This window comes from Confluentibacter flavum (genome assembly GCF_002843175.1).
Lineage (GTDB): Bacteria > Bacteroidota > Bacteroidia > Flavobacteriales > Flavobacteriaceae > Confluentibacter > Confluentibacter flavum.
Genome location: NZ_PJEO01000051.1, coordinates 56,592 through 74,998, shown reverse-complemented (window position 1 = coordinate 74,998; position 18,407 = coordinate 56,592). Strand labels below are relative to the sequence as shown.

Genomic DNA, 18,407 nt, shown 5'->3' with positions numbered 1-18,407 from the left:
GATTAATAGCCCTCATTTTGGCTTATATTCGGATTGCGATCGACCTCTTTTATAGGAATGGGATATAATTTGGCCGTATACCTCCATTGGGATTTAACACTTGACAATACCTGATCGACCAACCCTGTACGTTTTAAATCATACCAGCGGTGTCCCCATTCCGCAAATAATTCTACTTGGCGCTCTTTATAAATGGCTTGCAAAATTTCTTCGCTACCTTCCGCCCCACTATCGGACAATCCAGAACGATTCCTGATGGTATTTAAATCCTCCAGGGCACCTGACAGCTTATTCAGACGCGTCCTAGCTTCCGCACGAATTAAATATTGCTCGGCCAGTCTAAGAACCATGGAATATTCTGCTAGTGAAGACGATAATCGAATTTTATATTTATATGGAAAATACCATATTCCAGAACTATTACTAACACTTCCTATCCAGTTGGCATATCGTAAATCACCACTTTCAAAACTGTTCAATAGGGTTTCTGATACCGTTTCACTGGAAACTGGCGCACGGGTGGCTATAAATCTATAACCTTCCATCGTATTAAAATTAGGACGTACTGGCATTAACTGCCAAATAGCCTCACTGCTATTCTTTAAAAACACCTGATTGGCATTAGGAAGTACTTCAAATAACGTGGAATGCTCTATAAGTTGTGTCGCTTTGACCTCCGCTAAATCCCATTGTTCGGTGTAAAGATACACCCTCGCCAAAAGGGCCTTGGCCGCCCAACTACTGGGACGAATCCGTTCACCTGAAGAGACACCGAAATCTATACCCAATAGTGTTTCCGCTGCGCTAAGGTCACTTATAATCTGCGTATAAACTTCGTTTACTGAACTTCTAGATGCTTTGGCATTGGCCTCATAATCTGAACCCAAATGAAGTGGCACATCACCAAAGTCATTAACCAAATAGAAGTAACAGAACGCGCGAATAAAAAGTGCTTCGCCCTGCAATTGTTCGCGCAAGGATGCCGAAACCCCTGTAGAAAAATCCAATCCTTCCAAAATACTATTTACCGTGTATATATACTGATACGGCTCTTCCCAAAAATAACGCTCCAACTCAGAATTACTAGGGACTACGTTGTTATTATAAAATGGATCTGGAGCTCCGTTTGCGACGAGCTCATCACTGGCTAATCCATTTTTCACGGTAATGCTATTAGCAAACCCACTGGCATATCCAAGGCCACCCACCATTCTACTGTATACACCATCCATTACCGCTTTTGCGGTACGGTCATCCTCAAAAACAGTGGTACTAACCAATTCGGTTTTGGGTGGATCCACTTCTATAGACTGATCACATCCTTGAATTAGGTAAAATAACATGAGACCAATCAAGGTCAAATGACTTTGAAATAATCTAAACTTCGGTAATACTAAACTTGTATCTAATTTTATTATCATGATTTCTGGTTTTTAAAATGAACATTGAAGTCCAAGACTTATAACACGTAACGGTGGTAAAGAACGCACCCCTCCTTCAGGATCCAGTCCTTTATAGTCCGTAATGGTAAAAAGGTTTTGTCCTTGAATATAGAGTCTAGCTGAAGTGAATGGCAGACGTTCCGTAGGAATGCTATACGATAGATTTACATTTTTAATACGGATATAAAAAATGTCCTGATAAAAGTTATCCGCAAAATTTGTATTGGTGTAAGCGGTTCTCGCCTGGTTAAAACCTTGTGTGAATTTTTGAAAGGCTGCCACATCTCCAGGCTCTTGCCAACGGTCCAGTACTTCTGCGGATTGATTGCTTATATTCCCCGGTGCATAAAAAAACATGTTCAAGTAGTTTAGGCCTAATTCCTTGTTAAACTGTAATAGACAATCCAGAGTAAGGCGTTTATAACGAATGCTGTTCAAAAACCCTCCATAAAATTCTGGTCTTATATCTTGTAGAAATTGATAATCATTAGGAATGGAGATGGCACCATCCATATCAACATCTTCAAACCCATAAATGCCCGTATCTGGATTTACGCCGGTACTATGAAACGCAGGTACCACAAACAAACTTTGACCGACACGATACCTATTGGCATGCACAGAGGTTTCTAGATCAGGGTACCTAACAAGTTTGGTTTTAGGAATGCTTAGGTTAAGGCTTGATTTCCAAGTAAAGTGTTCCGTATTTATATTAATGGTTTCCAAATTAAACTCCCAACCACTATTTTCAACGGTGGCATTTAAATTGGATTGAATGTTTGAAAATCCTGTGCTTAACGGTAAAGGCAAGCCTATTAATTGGTTATCAGACCTATTATTATAATACACAAGAGACAACATTAAACGATCCCTGAAAAAACCTAAATCCATGGCAGTCTCAAACTTCTTGTTGCGCTCCCAACCAAAATCGGAATTATAAAGCCGGGTAGGATAAAGTCCTGACACGCCCTGATACGCATAACTTGTTGGTGAGTAAGTATCCAAATAGCCATAATCCCCTATTTGGTCATTTCCTGTAGTACCATAACTAGCGCGCACTTTCCCATAACTAAAAACACGCTTTGCTTCAAAAATGGGTTCTTCAGAAACTATCCAGGCCAGTCCCACTGCTCCAAAGTTAGCGAAGCGGTTTTCTGGACCAAAGCGACTACTACCATCCCTTCTTCCCGTTAGGTTGACATAGTAACGCTCTTTGAATCCTAGATTGAGCCTTCCATATACCGCCTGATACTTATACTCTGATTGGCTCGAGCGTAAAACAGTGACTGAGGCTGCTGCGGCAAGATCCTCCATGAGTGCATCATTACTATATCCAGACCCACTGAGTGTTTTGGAACTTTGATTATTTTGCTGTATCGTTGCCCCAACCAAGGTCTTTAGGGACAGATCTCCCCATGTTTTCTGATATTCCAATTGGGGTTCCATAATCCATGAACTTACTTTAGTATCTGCAAAATCGGATGATTGCGGAGATGTGGATGCCGGATTTCTCGAACTACTTGGTCTTATTGCTATTTCATCCCGGTGCATGTTATTGTACCCTATACTGGTGCCCAACTTTAATCCATCAAAAATTTGATAGGCGAATTGAGCATTGGCAATAAAATTCGTATTCTGTGCCTCATATTGTCGCTTGGTGTATATCAACGGATTAGTAATATCCCTAAAAAATACCAAGTCGCCATTGTCATCCAATAATTCAGGGGTATTGGGTGGCAAAGTCAATGCTGAATAGGTAAGATCGACGTTAGGAAGCCCACTATCCTCCATAGCATACATTATATTTACAGCAGCCGTAAAGCGATCATTCTCTGATCGATGGTTCATAGCCGAATTGAATGAAAAACGCTTATAATCAAAATCCCCAGGAATTACAGTAGTCTCTTTATAAGCACTGGCTCCTGCAAGGAATTGGGTATGCTCGCTACCACCAGATACTTTAACTTGTGCATCTGATATATAGGAAGTCCCTCCAATGAGTGTGTCTTGCCAATCGGTATAACGTTGTTGGTTCCAAACCAACAAATCGGGCGCATTGGTGGCTGTAGGCGTTACACCATCATTAATAAAGGCCTCTTGTCTCATTTCTAAATATTGTGATGTATTTAATAGATCCATCCTATTTGCTACGGACCCAACTCCAGATTGAAAATCAAAAGAAACCTCTGTTTTCCCCACTTTTCCTCGTTTGGTTGTAATGAGCACGACACCATTGGCACCGCGTGACCCATAAATGGCTGTTGCATCGGCATCTTTTAAAACCTCAACACTTTCAATATCAGAGGGGTTGATGCTACTTAACGGATTGGCATTGGAGACGATTTCCGTGCCTAAAGAAGCCAGTGTGCTGGATATAAAGGGAACGCCATCAACTATATATAAGGGATCATTTCCCTTGGTGATGCTATTCTGTCCTCGAATTCGGACGATAAAACCTCCTCCTGGAACTCCAGACCGTTGTTGGATGTATACTCCAGGCATGCGGCCTTGTAATGCTGATAGTGGATTGGCAACTGGTTGGGTTTCGATTTCCTTTGCGGTTATCCTTGAAATATTTCCAGTACGCTCCCGGTCGTTAACGGTATAGTACCCCGCATTGATTTCCACGGTGCTTAGTGCCGTGATATCGGTTTCCAAAACCAAGTTCAGTTCGTTTCGTCCCTGAACAGCAATTTCATGGGTTTTAAAGCCTATAAAGGAAAAAACGAGTGTTTCATTGGCATCCACTTTAATGGTGTAAAACCCATTAAAATCCGATACCGTTCCTTTTTGGGTGCCTTTCACACTGATGGCAACCCCAGCCAAGGGCAAGCCTTGGGTATCGGTGATGGTGCCATGGACTTCGGATTGCTGTACCGCCACACTTGGCAGAGAATTTGCATGAAAAATTAAAGGGCTTAAGGTAGTAGCATGACTTGGGACAGTCAACAAGTAAAAAACAAGGAATAGGCTATTCCTGTAGATGGTCTTATCAATATTTTTCATATGTGATGATTATTTGTTTTTCAAAGGTCATATGCAATCGCTTTTTTTTATTGGTATTTGGTTTACCAAGTCCTAGCGATTTCATATTTTTGAATTAGAATTAAACATTTATTGTTAAATCGAAGCCTCCTACAAGACCGTGCAAAAGTTTGTTGGAGGTTTTTTTGTTGTTTTTTTATATCATAGGCATAAACATTTAAAAGGTTATTACTATGGAAAGCCCACCGCCGTTGTCTGTTGCAGCCAGACGGTGGCGGTGTCCTTCCAATGACTAATTCAGAGGTTTATTTATAAGCTGCCCAAACGCACGGCGTTTAGGCATGAAAACCTTTGATGCTCGGATTTTATAATTGTGGAATCGTGGATTATGGGATACAGAGTATAGCGTTATCCGAAAATGGTGTGAGAGGACCATCCCATAATTAGGTGTCAACTTAAATTGGATTTTTGGGCTTTTTACTAAACAGAATATCAAACACAGAAAGTCCAAACACATATAAATGTTGTAAAGACCTTCTTTGTATAAAATAACAAAACGTGTTTCGCATGCTCTTTTTGGTTTAACAATGAACCCATGCCATGCTTCAAATACTATAAAAAACAAACGCTAAGAAAATGTTGAGTAAAAACCTAAAATGTATGGAAACAGAAAAGGCGCGGAACTCAGCAAATTGCCCTTGGGGTACTGGTATACCTTTGCAACAATAAGTGAGCCCACGCCCTAAGACGTGAGCATCTTACTTATCATCTCGCTGCAAAAATTACCAGTTTTCAAGGACGAGAATCCAAGCGAATGCTTCTAATATTATCTATTTGAAGAATCGCAAAATTAATAATTCAAATGCTAATATAAGAAAAATATTTAACCAAACATATATGTGTGCTTTTATTTTATAATAATACATGAAATTTAGACTGTGGAGAGTGAAGAGCAAAATAGAGCAATAGTTAAACTGGGTTTAAAAATAAGAAAAATTAGAGAAGAGTCTACTGATTTTTCTCAAGAGAAATTAGCCTTGGAAGCAGATCTATCAGAGAATCAAATACGAAGAATAGAAAAAGGGCAAACGAACCCTACTATAAAAACACTTCTAATAATAGCAAAAGTATTGAAAGTAGACCTAAAGGATTTATTCTGATGCAATAATGCACAGAAATTATTGGATTTCGAAATTCATATCGATGAATAATAATATTTTGAAGATTTAGTATGAGAGTAACATTTTTGGGTCAAGGTTATAATTTAAGAGCAAATACATCAGTTGCACAAGTACTCATCGATTCTTTTGCGAATAATTCTTTTCACACCTTTAAATGCATGGTTGCTTTTGCTAGCCCAAGTGGTGTATCTGGCTTAACTGAACACATTAATAATTCCAGAACTCATATTGAAACCACTCGCGTCATTATAGGTGTAGATCAAGATGCTACTTCAAGGGAAGCATTGGAGAGGCTTTTAGAATGGAACGCAAATGTGTTTGTGTTGTACTCTGCGCAACCGAATATATTTCATCCAAAGATTTATATTTATGAAGGTGAGAATGCTGTTTCAATAATTATTGGCTCCAACAATCTTACTCAAATGGGATTGGTAAAAAACATTGAAGGAGCAGTACACATTACATTTAATAAAGATGATATTGAAGGCAACGATTTGCTTGACGACATAAATACCTACTTTGATCCACTTCTTACAGGTGAGAACCCTAATTTAAAGCCATTAACTACTGCACTTATCGAACAGTTAGTAGAACATGGAATTGTTCCAACAGAAGCCGAAAGAAGAATAAAATATACTAAAGATCTTCGTCCGCCTATTCAAGAAGGAGACAATGGTAACCCAAGAGTCAATATAAGAACCCTTTTTCCATCAATTGGGTTACAAAATTTACCAGAAAATTTTAGGCCTGAAAGAAGAGAAAGGATATTACGACCAGCAGTGTTATCGACAGAAAATAATAATGAAAGTCTAGTAGTATCTGCCCCTGCCCGTAATTATGTGGAAGTATGGAAAAGTAAACCTCTAACTGAACGTGATTTGAATATTCCAACTGGAGCCAATACAAATCCTACAGGATCGATGTTGCTTAAAAAGGGACTGATGAAAGGTATAGACCATAGAAATTATTTTAGAAATAGCGTTTTTGCAGATTTAAATTGGCAATCACATCCTAATCCGGCTTATACCCATTTAGAAAAAAGTTCAGCTAATTTTGAGATAAAAATTGACGGTAATAGTATGGGAAATTTCAATCTTACAATCAATCATAACAAAGCTACTGATACGAAAGCCTACAAGCAAAAGAATGCTATGACTAATTTAAGTTGGGGAAATGCAAAGGCTACAATTGCAAAAGCAGACTTTTTAGATAAAACATTAACCTTATTTAGAGACATAAATTCAATAAATCATTTCGTCATAGAAATTGAATAGTAATTGTTCAAAACTGTTTTATAAGTATTCAAATTTTAACTTGCTTTTAGTACCAATCTGATAGTATTTTTACTAACCAAATCAAAATACAGAATGCAGTTAATAAAAGAAGCTTCACACGATAAACTTAGAGGTGGGTTTTATACTCCAAAAGCCATAGCGGATTTTATTTTAAAGTGGGCTTTCAACGGAAATAAAACATTAGATATTTTGGAGCCAAGTTGTGGTGATGGGATTTTCCTGAAAGCAATAAGAAAAGGAAATTATGAATATAATTCTGTAACGGGGGTCGAATTGGACAAAATAGAAGCTTTAAAATCTGAAAATGTAAACTTACCAAATACCAGAATAATAAATGATGATTTCCATAACTACTGTATTAATACCAATGAAAAATTTGATTTAATTATTGGAAATCCACCTTATATCCGTTACCAATATTTCAACAAAGAGCAACAAGGTTTTGCGGCAGAAATATTCGAACGAGCAGACTTAAAGTATTCTAAGCTGACCAATGCCTGGGTATCATTTGTTGTTGGTTCATCACTCCTCTTAAAAGATGAAGGGAAAATAGGTTTTGTATTGCCCGCAGAAATCCTGCAAGTATCATATGCTAAACCTTTGCGTAATTTTCTAGCTCATTTTTATCACAAAATAAATATTGTTTCTTTTGAAAAACTGGTTTTTCCGGATATTCAGCAAGAAGTGGTATTATTGCTGTGTGAAAAGAATAAAACAAAAACTCATTTAATAGAGCATCTTGAATTAAAGGATGCGTCTTATTTAAAGAAACTAGATATAAGTAAATTAAAGAGTCCGAAAAAGAAAATTGATTTTAAATCTAATAAATGGACATTTTACTTTTTAGAGCAGGAAGAGATTGATTTTTTGGAACGTTTACAAGAATCAAAACTCATACCGAAGCTTGAAAAATATGCTAAAGTAGAAGTAGGAATTACCACTGGTTCAAATCCTTTTTTTACAGTGCCTTCATCAACAGTGCAAGAATATGAATTACAGAAATATTCTAAACCTTTAGTAGGCAGGAGTGTACAGGTTCCGAGTGTAATATTTACAACAAAGGACTGGGAAATAAATAAAATTAAAGAAGCCAGAACACATTTATTAGCTTTTCCAAAAAAGTCAGAACTAAACGGAAGTGATGGAGCACGTAAGTATATTGCTGAAGGTGAGAATCAAAAAATTCATAAAGGATATAAATGTGGCATTAGAGACGAATGGCAAATTATCCCATCATTACGTGTGTCTGAGGCGTTGTTTATAAGACGTAATAATCAATACCCTAAGCTTATTATAAATGAGGCAGGAGCATATACTACGGATACTATGCACCGAGTGACTGTGAAGCCAAACGTTGATATTCAATCTTTAACAGCAAGCTATTATAATTCGCTCTCGCTTGCGTATACTGAAATATGCGGCAGAAGCCATGGTGGAGGTGTGTTGGAGCTAATGCCAAATGAAGTTGAAGAAATTTTATTGCCTTATCATTCAACCAACGCTTTATTACTTCCTTTTATAGACGAAATGATTCGTGCAAAAAAAGACATTTCTGAAATATTAGAAATAACTAATAAACAAATTTTGAAGAAAAATTTTGGACTTTCAGATAATGATATCCAGCTTGCAAATGGAATTTGGAAAAAGTTGAGTCAGAGAAGGTTGAATAGGGGGAAGTAGAAATCGAATTTATTAAATATCAACTATTTCAACGTTAACAATTCCTTTTGTAAACGCATTTCCATTGATTAAATACTCAAGTGTGCGTTTAAAATTTCTAATTTCTCTTTCTTCTAAAATTTGTTCTTTAACGGTTTTACCTATGTGCTGTTTTTTTGAATAGAGTTCTACAGCTTTATTTAAAGCATTCAAAGTAAAAGGAATGTCGACTAAATGTAATTCACCATTCACAGCTTTGGATATATCTACAGAAAAATCATAGTCTCTTATTTCTTTACGTACTACATTCAGTTTGCCCCAACCATCTTTTAATCTTTTAGCTTTAACCTTAGAAAACATATCGTCACTCAAATCATTTGGTATTAAGATGGTAAATTTTAAATCTTGTATTTGAAATTTTCTATTTCCTGCTAAAGAAAAGTTTTTCTTCTTTACTTTATCTTCCAGTAAACGCTCAACAGTTCTTACAATAAAATTACTAAAGTAGCCATATGCTAGTGCTGTAGATGGCAAAAACCCTAAGTCAAAAGTTTTTTCTTTGTTTAAAATATGTTTTTTTATTTCATCTACACATGTTTTTATATGAATATCAAAGTTAGGGTCATACCTATTAGGCACAAAAGGCAACGTGATTCCAGTTAAGTCAGAAGGGATTTTTGTGTTTTTTTCTAGTATATAAAATACCTTTGAATGACCTAAGCCTCCTGAAAACAATCCAAATTCAAATAAAACATTGTCTCTACCTGTTTTTTGTTGCTTTTTGCGAGAGGTAATAACGTCATCTGCTGTGGCAATTAATATAGCGTAGTCATAAAAGGCTATTTGTCCAGTTAAATTGTCAAAATTACTTTTCCCAATTTCAAATGCTTCTGTCCAAGCCCTGCAGTCAGCAAAACCTTTTAACTGTTCAATTACTTTTTCTGTTACTTTCTTTCCTTCACGGGAAGAACCGATAAATATGTTTGGCAAGAAGTCCATTTTTTAAATTTTTTTATGTTCAACATATGGGTGCAACCATCGACCTATTATTTGGTATAATTCATAAAAAACAAACCATTCATGAGTCCAAGGTATAATTGTTTCGTGGATGTGAGATTTACAAGTATACAAGAAATCTTTAGGGTAGTATAGACATAGGCTTCCATCGCTATACATGTGTATATCATCATTATAAGCTATTTTGGGAGATAAAGGGAATACTTTTGGTGAAGCATTAGGACACCATTCAACAATATAATGAAAAACTGGTGAAAATTCTGATGGTTGGAAATAACCATGGCATAACAGTTTTCCATTCTTAATTTGAAATTTCAAAAACGGAAAGTGTTTTTTGAGCAATCGTATCTCCAACAAAATTGCTAAATGAGTTTTCATACCACGAATGGGTATATATCGTTTAACCGCCATAATTTCGATGGGGTTTGTGATTTACACCTCCCGAAGTATTAATACGGCCACTTTCATCTAGTAAAGCAGAACCACTCAATATTTGATTGGCTGAAAACATTAATGCTCTTTCTTTAGCATCCACATCTTCGTTTACGCCTAATGGATATCTATCTCCTAAATATTTTCTCCATATTTTAGATGCGGCTAATTGATTTTTTTCGTCTAAGGCATTCTTTGCATCATCAACAAACTTGTCTAGTTCTTTTTTAAATTTATCCTTTTGTTCTTGTTTTAATTTATCTGTCAAATCATCAAAGGGTTCAACTGGCGAGTCGCAAACAACATTCCAATAAAGTTCAGATTGAATATTTTTCAAAGTATGGTATAAACTTTCATCGTCTCTGTCAATTTTTTCTGAAAAATTATTTGCAGCCCAAACGGCAAATGCAATACCACTAGGCATTTTAAAGTTGCACTTTGAAACCCAAACTTTCAGGTATTTAATAATTTTAACTAATTGTCCATTTGAATCTTTATGTTTCTCTAACCATTTAATCATATGCCAAGGATCATCTTTAACCCATCCGATGCCTTTAACTGCCATATATGCATAGTCTTCATTTTTTACCTCATAATAAATGGGAAAATCAATATTATAGGCTGATTTATAAAATACGCGAATGCATTTTTTTCTATGCTCAGCCCCACCTGAAGTATGGTCTTTTACGGCATCATAGACATACTTCTGAACCGTTTCTGCGGCAACATCAGGAATTTCGGGTAGATACACCCCTCGATCAGAATCATACGTTCCGTCTTCTTTGATAATAATTGTTTTCATATCCTTTGCACTAGAACCTTGAGTGAAATAGGACGTGTTCATATTTAGTTTATCCTTAATTTTGGCAGAAATCTTCTTTTCTAGTGCTTCACGTGAAGTTTTCATTTGTTGCATTTGCTCATTTGAAGGAGTAATGACTTTATTAAAATCTTGAAAAAGTTTGTTACAATTTGCCATTTTATTTGAAATTAATGGGTTATTAATATGGCAAAGTAAATTCATCATGACGAAATGGAACTTCGTGGCCAATTTTTTTTGTAATAATTTGTTGTTATTTGTACAAATTAGAAATTTTTAACAGTATTTTTTTAAGTTGTTTAACAACTGAGGCTGGTGATAGTATTTCAACATTATCACCGTATCCAAGAACTTTTTCATAAAATTCCCAAGAAGGTTGAACCTTGACAGAAATGCAAAATTCTTTATCAGTATCAATTAATATTTGTTGAGTAGAGTGAATTTTTAATGTTTTAAGATAATTACCTTGTAATGGTTTAAATTTTAAAATAACCTCGATAGCAGCACCTTCAACAGTAACACCAAAGGAATACCTGAAATAATCTTCAAAATCAAAAACACAAGGTATAAATCTTTCATTCAAAATTTTCAATTCCTGAATCCTGTCAAGTCCATATGTAACAACTCCTTTATGATTCATCCCAATTAAGTACCATCTGTGACGATCCTCTTTAAGTAAATATGGATGTATTTTGGAATTTTTGGAGTCTCTATCACCAAATTTTTTATATTCCAATTCAATAATCGAATTTGTATCAATAGCTTCAACAATTTTTGGAATCCACTCATTTCCTGTTAATACCGATGAATTTTCTGTTTGAACTATTACTTTTGCTTTATCATTTTCAGAAATACCTTTCCTAATTGTAACAGCATTCATTATTTTTTCGATTGCACTTGAGAAATCTTTGAAGACTTCATAATCTTTATATTGATTAAAATTTTGAGCATAAAAAGTTAAAGCACTAATATCTTCTTCTTTAAGACCGAATTTGGAAATAGTATATTCACTATCAATATAATAATATGCTTTTCTTGAATTACAATAACCAATCGGAGCTTGAAGGACAGGGTCGTCAATCATATCATTAATATCATTATTAATGGTCTTTTCTGAAACCTTCACACCAACATAATTCTTTATGGCATTTACTAGTTGCTTAGTTTTTACATAGTCATTCCTTCTAAGCTCTCTATTTATTATTTGATACCTTAAGGAAGATTGTTTAGAATTTGCCATATTACCTTTGTGTAAGTTCTTTGAAATGTTCAAAAAGCATCACCATTGCTAGGGTATCCAATTCGCAATATTTTAAAAGTGCAGTGCTTAATTCAATGAGTTCATCTTGACTTATATCTGTGTACTGCATTTTCCCATAAGCTGTTAAAGCGGCCCCTCCATCAGCTAGCTCATCCATACCTGAAACCAATTCATCCAATTCTTCAACAGACCATTCTGCAAATAATTTTGGTAATTTTTTATATGGATTCTCGTAAATATATCCATCATAAGTTAACCAAATATGGTTATCGGATAGATTTAGGCTGGTTAAACAAATTTCACTAATCGGTTTAGAATATTTACTTTGTAAAACTTTACTTGTATTAAGTATGGCAGGCAAAACATATTTAAGTGAATTAGACCCTTTTGTTAATGGGTTGTAATAATATTTTTTTAAAATATCCCATAAGTCTATCATGTCCCTATTTCCATTCCATTTTTCCGCGCTGTCACTTTTCGAATGTGATATATTTTTTATAAATAATTTAAGAGGTTCGGCATCTGATTCGTTAGAATTTCTTAATTGATCATAAATTGCGTTGAGAATTGAGTTTTCATGATTGCTGTACCGGAAAATAGTACCATTATCATTTTCAAGGGCATTTTTTAAAGCTCTAATAAAATCAAAGTTAGGAAAAGCACCTTTTGAGTTATTCAAATATTGATAGGAATGCTCAACGTTACCGTCTTTAGAATAAGTATGGATAGAAAACTGAAAAGCTATTTGTTCATAAGGTCTTCTGCCTTTATTAAAAGGAAGAGGCACTGCACTTGTTTCAAAATCAATAAAATGTAAGGGATAATTCCATTTATTCATTTCAACTTTTAGACCCTCAACATCTGCATAAACTGAGTTATCACCTTCTATTTCTTTTGTTATTTGTATCCATTGCCGCTCACTCATTGATAATTTGCCTGGTTCAATCTTTAAACCAACATTTTCTTCTGTAAGGTCGTCCATAAAATAAATGCCTTTGTTAAATAAGTCGGCTCCTTTTCTAAATGACCATACATCAAATGTTTTGGCTTTTGAAAAATCATTATCACCCCAATTATGTTGCTTTTGAAAACATTCTTTAAATCCAGACTTTAAATTATCATTACTTTCGATATCAGTAACAAATTCGCATGATTTGCAACCAAATGAAGTTGACCAATTGGTATAGGTATCACTTATATAATTTGTTTTTAAAATGCGAACTGCCTTGGTAAAATTCAGCTCAGTTGAATAGACTAATTCATCATTAATTATGAGAGAGACAATTGCCGATACGTCTTTAACCCCAAGAACACTATCACCAGCACTTGCAAGAGAATCAATCATTTTGACAACCCCTGTTCTATTACTTGTTTTCTTACTAACCCTAAAAAATTGATTTAGACCGTCAACAGTGGATTTTTTAGTCTTGTCAGCCATCATTATCATAGATTTTATATTCCAATTAGGAAAACACAGTTGCATTACGTATTTCTGGAAAGCAATATCAAATAAGTAAGGTTTCCAGCCAGCAAGAAGTCCTCCTTGTTTTCCGACAAAAATATAATCATCAGTAGGGTCATAGGATTTCGATTTCACTTCAATTAGCTTAATCTGGCTACCTTGTTTAACGAGAATATCAGTTCTGATAAATAATCCATCACGCAAAAAGGCCGCTTCATAAATAATAATATTTTCTTGTTGTAGTAAGGTTTGGGTCTGATCCCATAAATATTGATAATCTCCATCATTACCTTCAATTAAGACACCTCCTGGATAGTGCATCCTAGCATATTCTTCAATTTGAAATCCTCCTTCTGCTAAAGCAAGTAAAAAAGAATCTTCTTGCTTTTTATTAGCGTATTCTGTTTTACCTGTATAAAACAATTTATTAGGGCATTCAAGACCAAGTTTAAACCTAGATTTACTTAATACTCGCATTTTGATAATTTTTAATAAATAGTCTGATTGAAGTTTTTTAAATCAAAATCTACCTCATAATCATAGGCGAAAAAATGGTTAATAATAGTAATATTAAATTTCTTCTTCTTGGCGTTCATCCCAAAATTCACCGATTAATACCATTTCCTTACTAATAAAATTAATATTGAAAGTCAAACTCATTTCATGTTCGTATTCTTTATCTAAGTCGGCACATCCATAATAATGATGGGCTGTAAATTCAACCGTAAATTCTCCATTTCCATTTTCATCTATATAAATTGAATTTTCATCGATTGTGTAACTATAAACCTGTCCCTGTGTTCCATCAAAATAATCATAAGAGTTTAGGAGTGTCAATATACTACTATTATCTACGTCTAAATTATTTATGAATATATCATTTACGGTTTCAGCATTACTTTTAATTGCTTCTAATAAATCTGTTTCTAAAATAAACGTTCTGTTATGTTGCATTAAAAATTAATTATAGTTATACTTTCGAAATTTGAAGAATCATTGCCTTTTTAGTGAGAATTTTTTTGAGTTTAAGTTTAAAGTTTGCGGATAACATCAAGACCGATTCCTAATCCTAGGAATAATCCAGATAATTTTTTTAATAATTAAATTACTTGTCCAATTTTATAAGTCCTACTATAAGACTATAAAAAATAAGAATCATACTAGATAATGCACCATTGTAATATATGTTAAATTCATCTCCAGAAATTACATAAGCCCAAATAATAAAAGATACCGTGGAAATAATGATGTGTTTTAATTTGGGTTTGTTTTCTTCTGCCATATAATTAAGATATATTGGAGTCAATATAAGACAACCTGCAAAGGCAATTACTTGTGAAATCAGCACATAATCATTAACACTTTTAGCTAAAGAAATTAATGTCAGATATGCAGCTACAATTTCTGCAGGGATCAATGAAGATACTTTGTCCAAGTATTCCTTAGTATTGTTTGAAGTGTTAGACCTGGCTGGCGACGGAGATTCATAATACAATCTACTCATGATATAAATGTTTTAATTAAAATGTTTTACTGAATAATGTTCAAATGCATTTAAACAATATTTAAGGCTTCAAGCGCATTAACCCTTCCATATCCATATCTTGAATGATGCCCAGATTGGTTATAGTTAACTTTGCCCACTTTGTCACAAGATTTTCTCATAGCATCTCGAACTTCATACCAAAACAACCCGGGATTCTTTGCTAACAATAAAGCACCTATACCTGCCGCCAAAGGTGCTGCAAAACTAGTTCCTGTACTGAGTCCATAATTGCCTCCAGAATTACAACTAAACACATCAACTCCTGGTGCCAGAAAATCAAGTTCCGGTCCATAAGCCGATCCATCTTCTAAGTCATCCTTGTTTGACCTCCCAACGGAAATTATCTTATTACATGCACTAACTTCATCCGTTCCATCCATTCCATCTATTGTGAAATTTCCGTTACTTACTGCCCAAAAAATTGGTGTACCCTTTCCATTTCTTCCGCTAGTAACAGCATAATTAATAGCATCTTCTAGAACGGATTCCATAATCCAATCAGCCCCATTTGGCCCTAAACTGCATGCAATCACGTCCGCACCCTTATCTGGAGTCATAGTATGGATTTCCAAATTAGGATTCGCGGCATAAGCTATTGAGCGAGCAAGAGTTGTTTGTGTTCCAACTTGGTCAGGAAGACATGAAATAGGTATAAATTCAGCCTCATTTGCAGAACCTACAATTCCCAAATTATTAATCCTCGGTAAAGCCATCCCAGCGCAAAATGTCCCATGATTATTATCGGGATAGCCTATTAAAGAATTCCGGAAACTTCCATTATTCAGAAAATAACCTGCCGAAGTCTGATAGATGGATGGACTTATATCTGGATGCAAAACGTCAAATCCATTGTCAATAATAGCCAATTTGACACCCCTGCCTTGAGTCATATTCCAGGCTTGTTCTCCTTTTATATCTGCACCCCTCTTACCCCCATTACTACCATCATTGTTCAAATGCCACTGCTTGCTATATAAAGTATCATTTGGCTTTAGACGTTGATTTATACGAGAAAGCATTTGTGGCTCTATATAAATTACTTCATCCATTTTAGACATTTCATTAGCTTTATCAATAATATCACCTCCAATATTAAGTTCTACCTCGAATAAGTTTGGAGCGAACCTTAATTTTCTAATTATTTTCAAAGCATTCATTTCTAATATTGACATGATTTCGGATTCATCTAGATTTGGTCGGAACTTTACTGTAAGTTTATTTGTGTCAATTATCAAATTTCCTGTTTCATCCTTATATATATTACTGAAGGCTTCCATTGAACGATCCGATACCATAAAATCTCGCATTTCCCTAACTGGGGTCTTTGGAGCAACAAAAATCCATCCTGCATTTGCATAAGCTTCCAAACTATCTGCTTCATCCTCGAATTCTATCTTCAATTGTTCAAATGTATTACGAGCATCTGGATCAAATCTATAGGTTATTTCATCAAACATCTTTCGAGTGTTTAAAATAGGTTTAATAGCTCTTACACCTTCTATGCTTTCAACACTTACCTCTTTTCCTCTTACATAATATTTCTTTTTCATTTTATTATTCTTTATAATGCATCCTTAAGTTCTTTGTTTTTCTTTTTTGCTTCTAACAGTGCATTTTCTTCATTTAAATTGTCTAATTCACTTTTACCATCGATGAGTGATTTTATATCAGAAAAAGTACCTTGAATAGATTCAATATTACTACTTTGAAATATAGCTTTTGAGTCTGTTGATATTGATTGTAAATTGCCTAAATTTTCATAAAAAGTTGCATTAACCTTATCCATTTTATAAGGAAGATAAGCTATAACGCCACATTGAGGCACTGGAATTGTAGAAATCAATGTTGGCTTACCGGCAAGGGTTATACTGACAATTTTATTTTTTGGAATCCGGTAGGGAAAACCTTTTTTATCAGAAGTACTCTCTGTTGTTTTCATTAATAGACTGCCATAATCTTTTGTTCTTGGTTCCATAATACTTAATTTAACTAACTCACCTTCTTTTTTTGTAGTCATAAAATCAATGGGGTAGATTACGCCTTCAGATTTTGTGCTCAAAAATATTCCTTTATCAGATCCAATATTATTCACACAAAACAAATCTATTTCAATATCCGTATAAGTGTTGGGAGGTGAAAAAGTAGGACAATCAGGATCGATAAGAAACCTAAAAATTTTAGTTTCCTCTTTTTTTATTCCAATTAGTTCTTCTAATTCATTAGCAATTAATTTATCAAGTTCTGAAACCTGATATTTTATTACTTCTAAACTAGATGCATATCGCGAAGAAGATATAAGTGCTTCTCTTTTGTCAATTAATTGTATTAATTTAATAAGGCTTGACGAGGCACCTAGTTTATCCCTACTCGCAATAATTGAACCAGCAATAGAGCCAATAGTTTTTATCCCAGAAGTAATAACATTAATCGTTTTATTTTCTACAGAGACTTCAGCTCCTTTAATGAGCCCTTGTTCTGATAAACTAAAAGTCATATTACTATTCTTGTTCCATTTCTTTCTTGGGTTGATTAGATAAACTTCATTTAAATCAGGGATGGCTTTGGTTGTTATACTATAATCAGCAATTTTATAAGACCTATCTGTTTTATATATTTCAAAGCCAATATCTTGAAGTGCCCTTCTACATGCTGCATCACATTTGTCAGTGCTAGTAGGGGCCTTTAACATCGTCTTTGTAACACTAACGTCTATTATAAGGATCGTCTTTGGAAGGGCATAAAAAACACCGTCTCTAGTTACTTTTTCCGGCTTAGCAATATCCACTTTCTGAATTTTAATTGACTGCGCATACGAAAAAGTCATTGAATTTAACCACAATATATGAAACAATATAATTGTCATACTTTTCTTTTTCCGAATAAGATTTAATCCGATATATTCCATTCTTTTTTCAATTAGATAAATTTCTTTTTTCATAGACACTATATTTAAAATTATAATAAGTTTATATTCGCAGTTAATTAATACTTAAAAAAAATCCATTGGATGACCTCAGTAGTTTTAATTCTATGTAAAAAAACATTTTACCAGTAATTCAAAAACCAAAGTCAATAAACTAGTTAGGTTATGTTTTTCTAAACTTATTTTAATTCAGAAATCAATTGGTAATCATTAGATAGTTTGAAGTAAGGTAAATATATAAAAATTAACAGGAAATCTATTACTTTGAATTAAAAATAATCAAATGGTAACAAATTTAACTATTTGATAACAAATTGAATACCATATTTTTCAAATCTAAAAAAAGTGAATCTTCCTAACATTCATAAGTTCATTGGTTGAAAT

14 protein-coding genes are annotated in these 18,407 nt (G+C 34.3%); 3 read left to right on the top strand and 11 right to left on the bottom strand.

Annotated features, from left to right (window positions below; genetic code table 11):
• Positions 1-2 precede the first annotated feature (2 nt).
• Together CSW08_RS14025 and CSW08_RS14020 are read right to left on the bottom strand one after the other, a co-directional pair.
• A complete protein-coding gene (locus CSW08_RS14025; RefSeq protein WP_106660501.1) occupies positions 3-1,421 on the bottom strand; it encodes a RagB/SusD family nutrient uptake outer membrane protein in 1,419 nt (472 codons plus the stop codon).
• A gap of 12 nt (positions 1,422-1,433) precedes the next feature.
• Complete coding sequence (locus CSW08_RS14020) at positions 1,434-4,448, bottom strand: SusC/RagA family TonB-linked outer membrane protein (RefSeq protein WP_106660500.1); 3,015 nt, start codon at positions 4,446-4,448, stop codon at positions 1,434-1,436.
• A gap of 917 nt (positions 4,449-5,365) precedes the next feature.
• On the opposite strand from CSW08_RS14020, the gene CSW08_RS14015 reads away from it, so the two are divergent.
• From CSW08_RS14015 to CSW08_RS14005, 3 genes are all read left to right on the top strand, one after another.
• Complete coding sequence (locus tag CSW08_RS14015) at positions 5,366-5,587, top strand: helix-turn-helix domain-containing protein (protein WP_106660499.1); 222 nt, start codon at positions 5,366-5,368, stop codon at positions 5,585-5,587.
• Positions 5,588-5,658: 71 nt separating this feature from the next.
• Entirely contained in the window at positions 5,659-6,882 is a 1,224-nt protein-coding gene (locus CSW08_RS14010; protein ID WP_106660498.1) for a phospholipase D family protein, read from the top strand.
• Positions 6,883-6,975: 93 nt separating this feature from the next.
• Positions 6,976-8,583, top strand: coding sequence for an Eco57I restriction-modification methylase domain-containing protein (locus CSW08_RS14005; protein WP_106660497.1), 1,608 nt, complete (start codon positions 6,976-6,978; stop codon positions 8,581-8,583).
• A gap of 12 nt (positions 8,584-8,595) precedes the next feature.
• On the opposite strand, the gene CSW08_RS14000 is transcribed toward CSW08_RS14005, so the two are convergent.
• The 9 genes from CSW08_RS14000 to CSW08_RS13960 all read right to left on the bottom strand — a co-directional run bounded on the left by CSW08_RS14000 (position 8,596) and on the right by CSW08_RS13960 (position 18,038).
• Positions 8,596-9,552 (bottom strand): STING domain-containing protein, encoded by a 957-nt coding sequence (locus CSW08_RS14000; RefSeq protein WP_157831498.1) that lies wholly within the window; start codon positions 9,550-9,552, stop codon positions 8,596-8,598.
• Positions 9,553-9,564: 12 nt separating this feature from the next.
• Entirely contained in the window at positions 9,565-9,990 is a 426-nt protein-coding gene (locus tag CSW08_RS13995) for a hypothetical protein (RefSeq protein WP_106660495.1), read from the bottom strand.
• On the bottom strand, positions 9,980-10,990 hold the full coding sequence (locus CSW08_RS13990) for a cyclic GMP-AMP synthase DncV-like nucleotidyltransferase (RefSeq protein ID WP_106660494.1): 1,011 nt from the start codon (positions 10,988-10,990) through the stop codon (positions 9,980-9,982). The genes CSW08_RS13995 and CSW08_RS13990 overlap by 11 nt, the downstream gene beginning before the upstream one ends.
• Before the next feature lie 94 nt (positions 10,991-11,084).
• A complete protein-coding gene (locus CSW08_RS13985) occupies positions 11,085-12,071 on the bottom strand; it encodes a helix-turn-helix transcriptional regulator (RefSeq protein ID WP_106660493.1) in 987 nt (328 codons plus the stop codon).
• A gap of 1 nt (position 12,072) precedes the next feature.
• Entirely contained in the window at positions 12,073-14,031 is a 1,959-nt protein-coding gene (locus CSW08_RS13980; protein ID WP_106660492.1) for a DUF2779 domain-containing protein, read from the bottom strand.
• Positions 14,032-14,124: 93 nt separating this feature from the next.
• The gene (locus CSW08_RS13975) at positions 14,125-14,508 is read right to left on the bottom strand and encodes a hypothetical protein (protein WP_106660491.1); all 384 of its coding nucleotides are present in this window, start codon (positions 14,506-14,508) and stop codon (positions 14,125-14,127) included.
• 151 nt (positions 14,509-14,659) lie between these two features.
• The gene (locus CSW08_RS13970) at positions 14,660-15,058 is read right to left on the bottom strand and encodes a hypothetical protein (protein ID WP_106660490.1); all 399 of its coding nucleotides are present in this window, start codon (positions 15,056-15,058) and stop codon (positions 14,660-14,662) included.
• Between the two features lie 50 nt (positions 15,059-15,108).
• Positions 15,109-16,650, bottom strand: coding sequence for a S8 family peptidase (locus CSW08_RS13965; protein ID WP_106660489.1), 1,542 nt, complete (start codon positions 16,648-16,650; stop codon positions 15,109-15,111).
• A gap of 11 nt (positions 16,651-16,661) precedes the next feature.
• On the bottom strand, positions 16,662-18,038 hold the full coding sequence (locus CSW08_RS13960) for a DUF4831 family protein (RefSeq protein ID WP_106660488.1): 1,377 nt from the start codon (positions 18,036-18,038) through the stop codon (positions 16,662-16,664).
• Between the last annotated feature and the right edge of the window lie 369 nt (positions 18,039-18,407).

Excerpts from the sequence above, each read along its gene's own strand:
- CSW08_RS14020 (WP_106660500.1), bottom strand. The coding sequence starts at position 4,448 with ATGAAAAATATTGATAAGACCATCTACAGGAATAGCCTATTCCTTGTT.
- CSW08_RS13965 (WP_106660489.1), bottom strand. The coding sequence starts at position 16,650 with ATGAAAAAGAAATATTATGTAAGAGGAAAAGAGGTAAGTGTTGAAAGC.
- CSW08_RS14005 (WP_106660497.1), top strand. The coding sequence starts at position 6,976 with ATGCAGTTAATAAAAGAAGCTTCACACGATAAACTTAGAGGTGGGTTT.
- CSW08_RS13975 (WP_106660491.1), bottom strand. The coding sequence starts at position 14,508 with ATGCAACATAACAGAACGTTTATTTTAGAAACAGATTTATTAGAAGCA.
- CSW08_RS14025 (WP_106660501.1), bottom strand. The coding sequence starts at position 1,421 with ATGATAATAAAATTAGATACAAGTTTAGTATTACCGAAGTTTAGATTA.
- CSW08_RS13995 (WP_106660495.1), bottom strand. The coding sequence starts at position 9,990 with ATGGCGGTTAAACGATATATACCCATTCGTGGTATGAAAACTCATTTA.
- CSW08_RS13990 (WP_106660494.1), bottom strand. The coding sequence starts at position 10,990 with ATGGCAAATTGTAACAAACTTTTTCAAGATTTTAATAAAGTCATTACT.
- CSW08_RS13985 (WP_106660493.1), bottom strand. The coding sequence starts at position 12,071 with ATGGCAAATTCTAAACAATCTTCCTTAAGGTATCAAATAATAAATAGA.
- CSW08_RS13980 (WP_106660492.1), bottom strand. The coding sequence starts at position 14,031 with ATGCGAGTATTAAGTAAATCTAGGTTTAAACTTGGTCTTGAATGCCCT.
- CSW08_RS14010 (WP_106660498.1), top strand. The coding sequence starts at position 5,659 with ATGAGAGTAACATTTTTGGGTCAAGGTTATAATTTAAGAGCAAATACA.
- CSW08_RS13960 (WP_106660488.1), bottom strand. The coding sequence starts at position 18,038 with ATGAAAAAAGAAATTTATCTAATTGAAAAAAGAATGGAATATATCGGA.
- CSW08_RS13970 (WP_106660490.1), bottom strand. The coding sequence starts at position 15,058 with ATGAGTAGATTGTATTATGAATCTCCGTCGCCAGCCAGGTCTAACACT.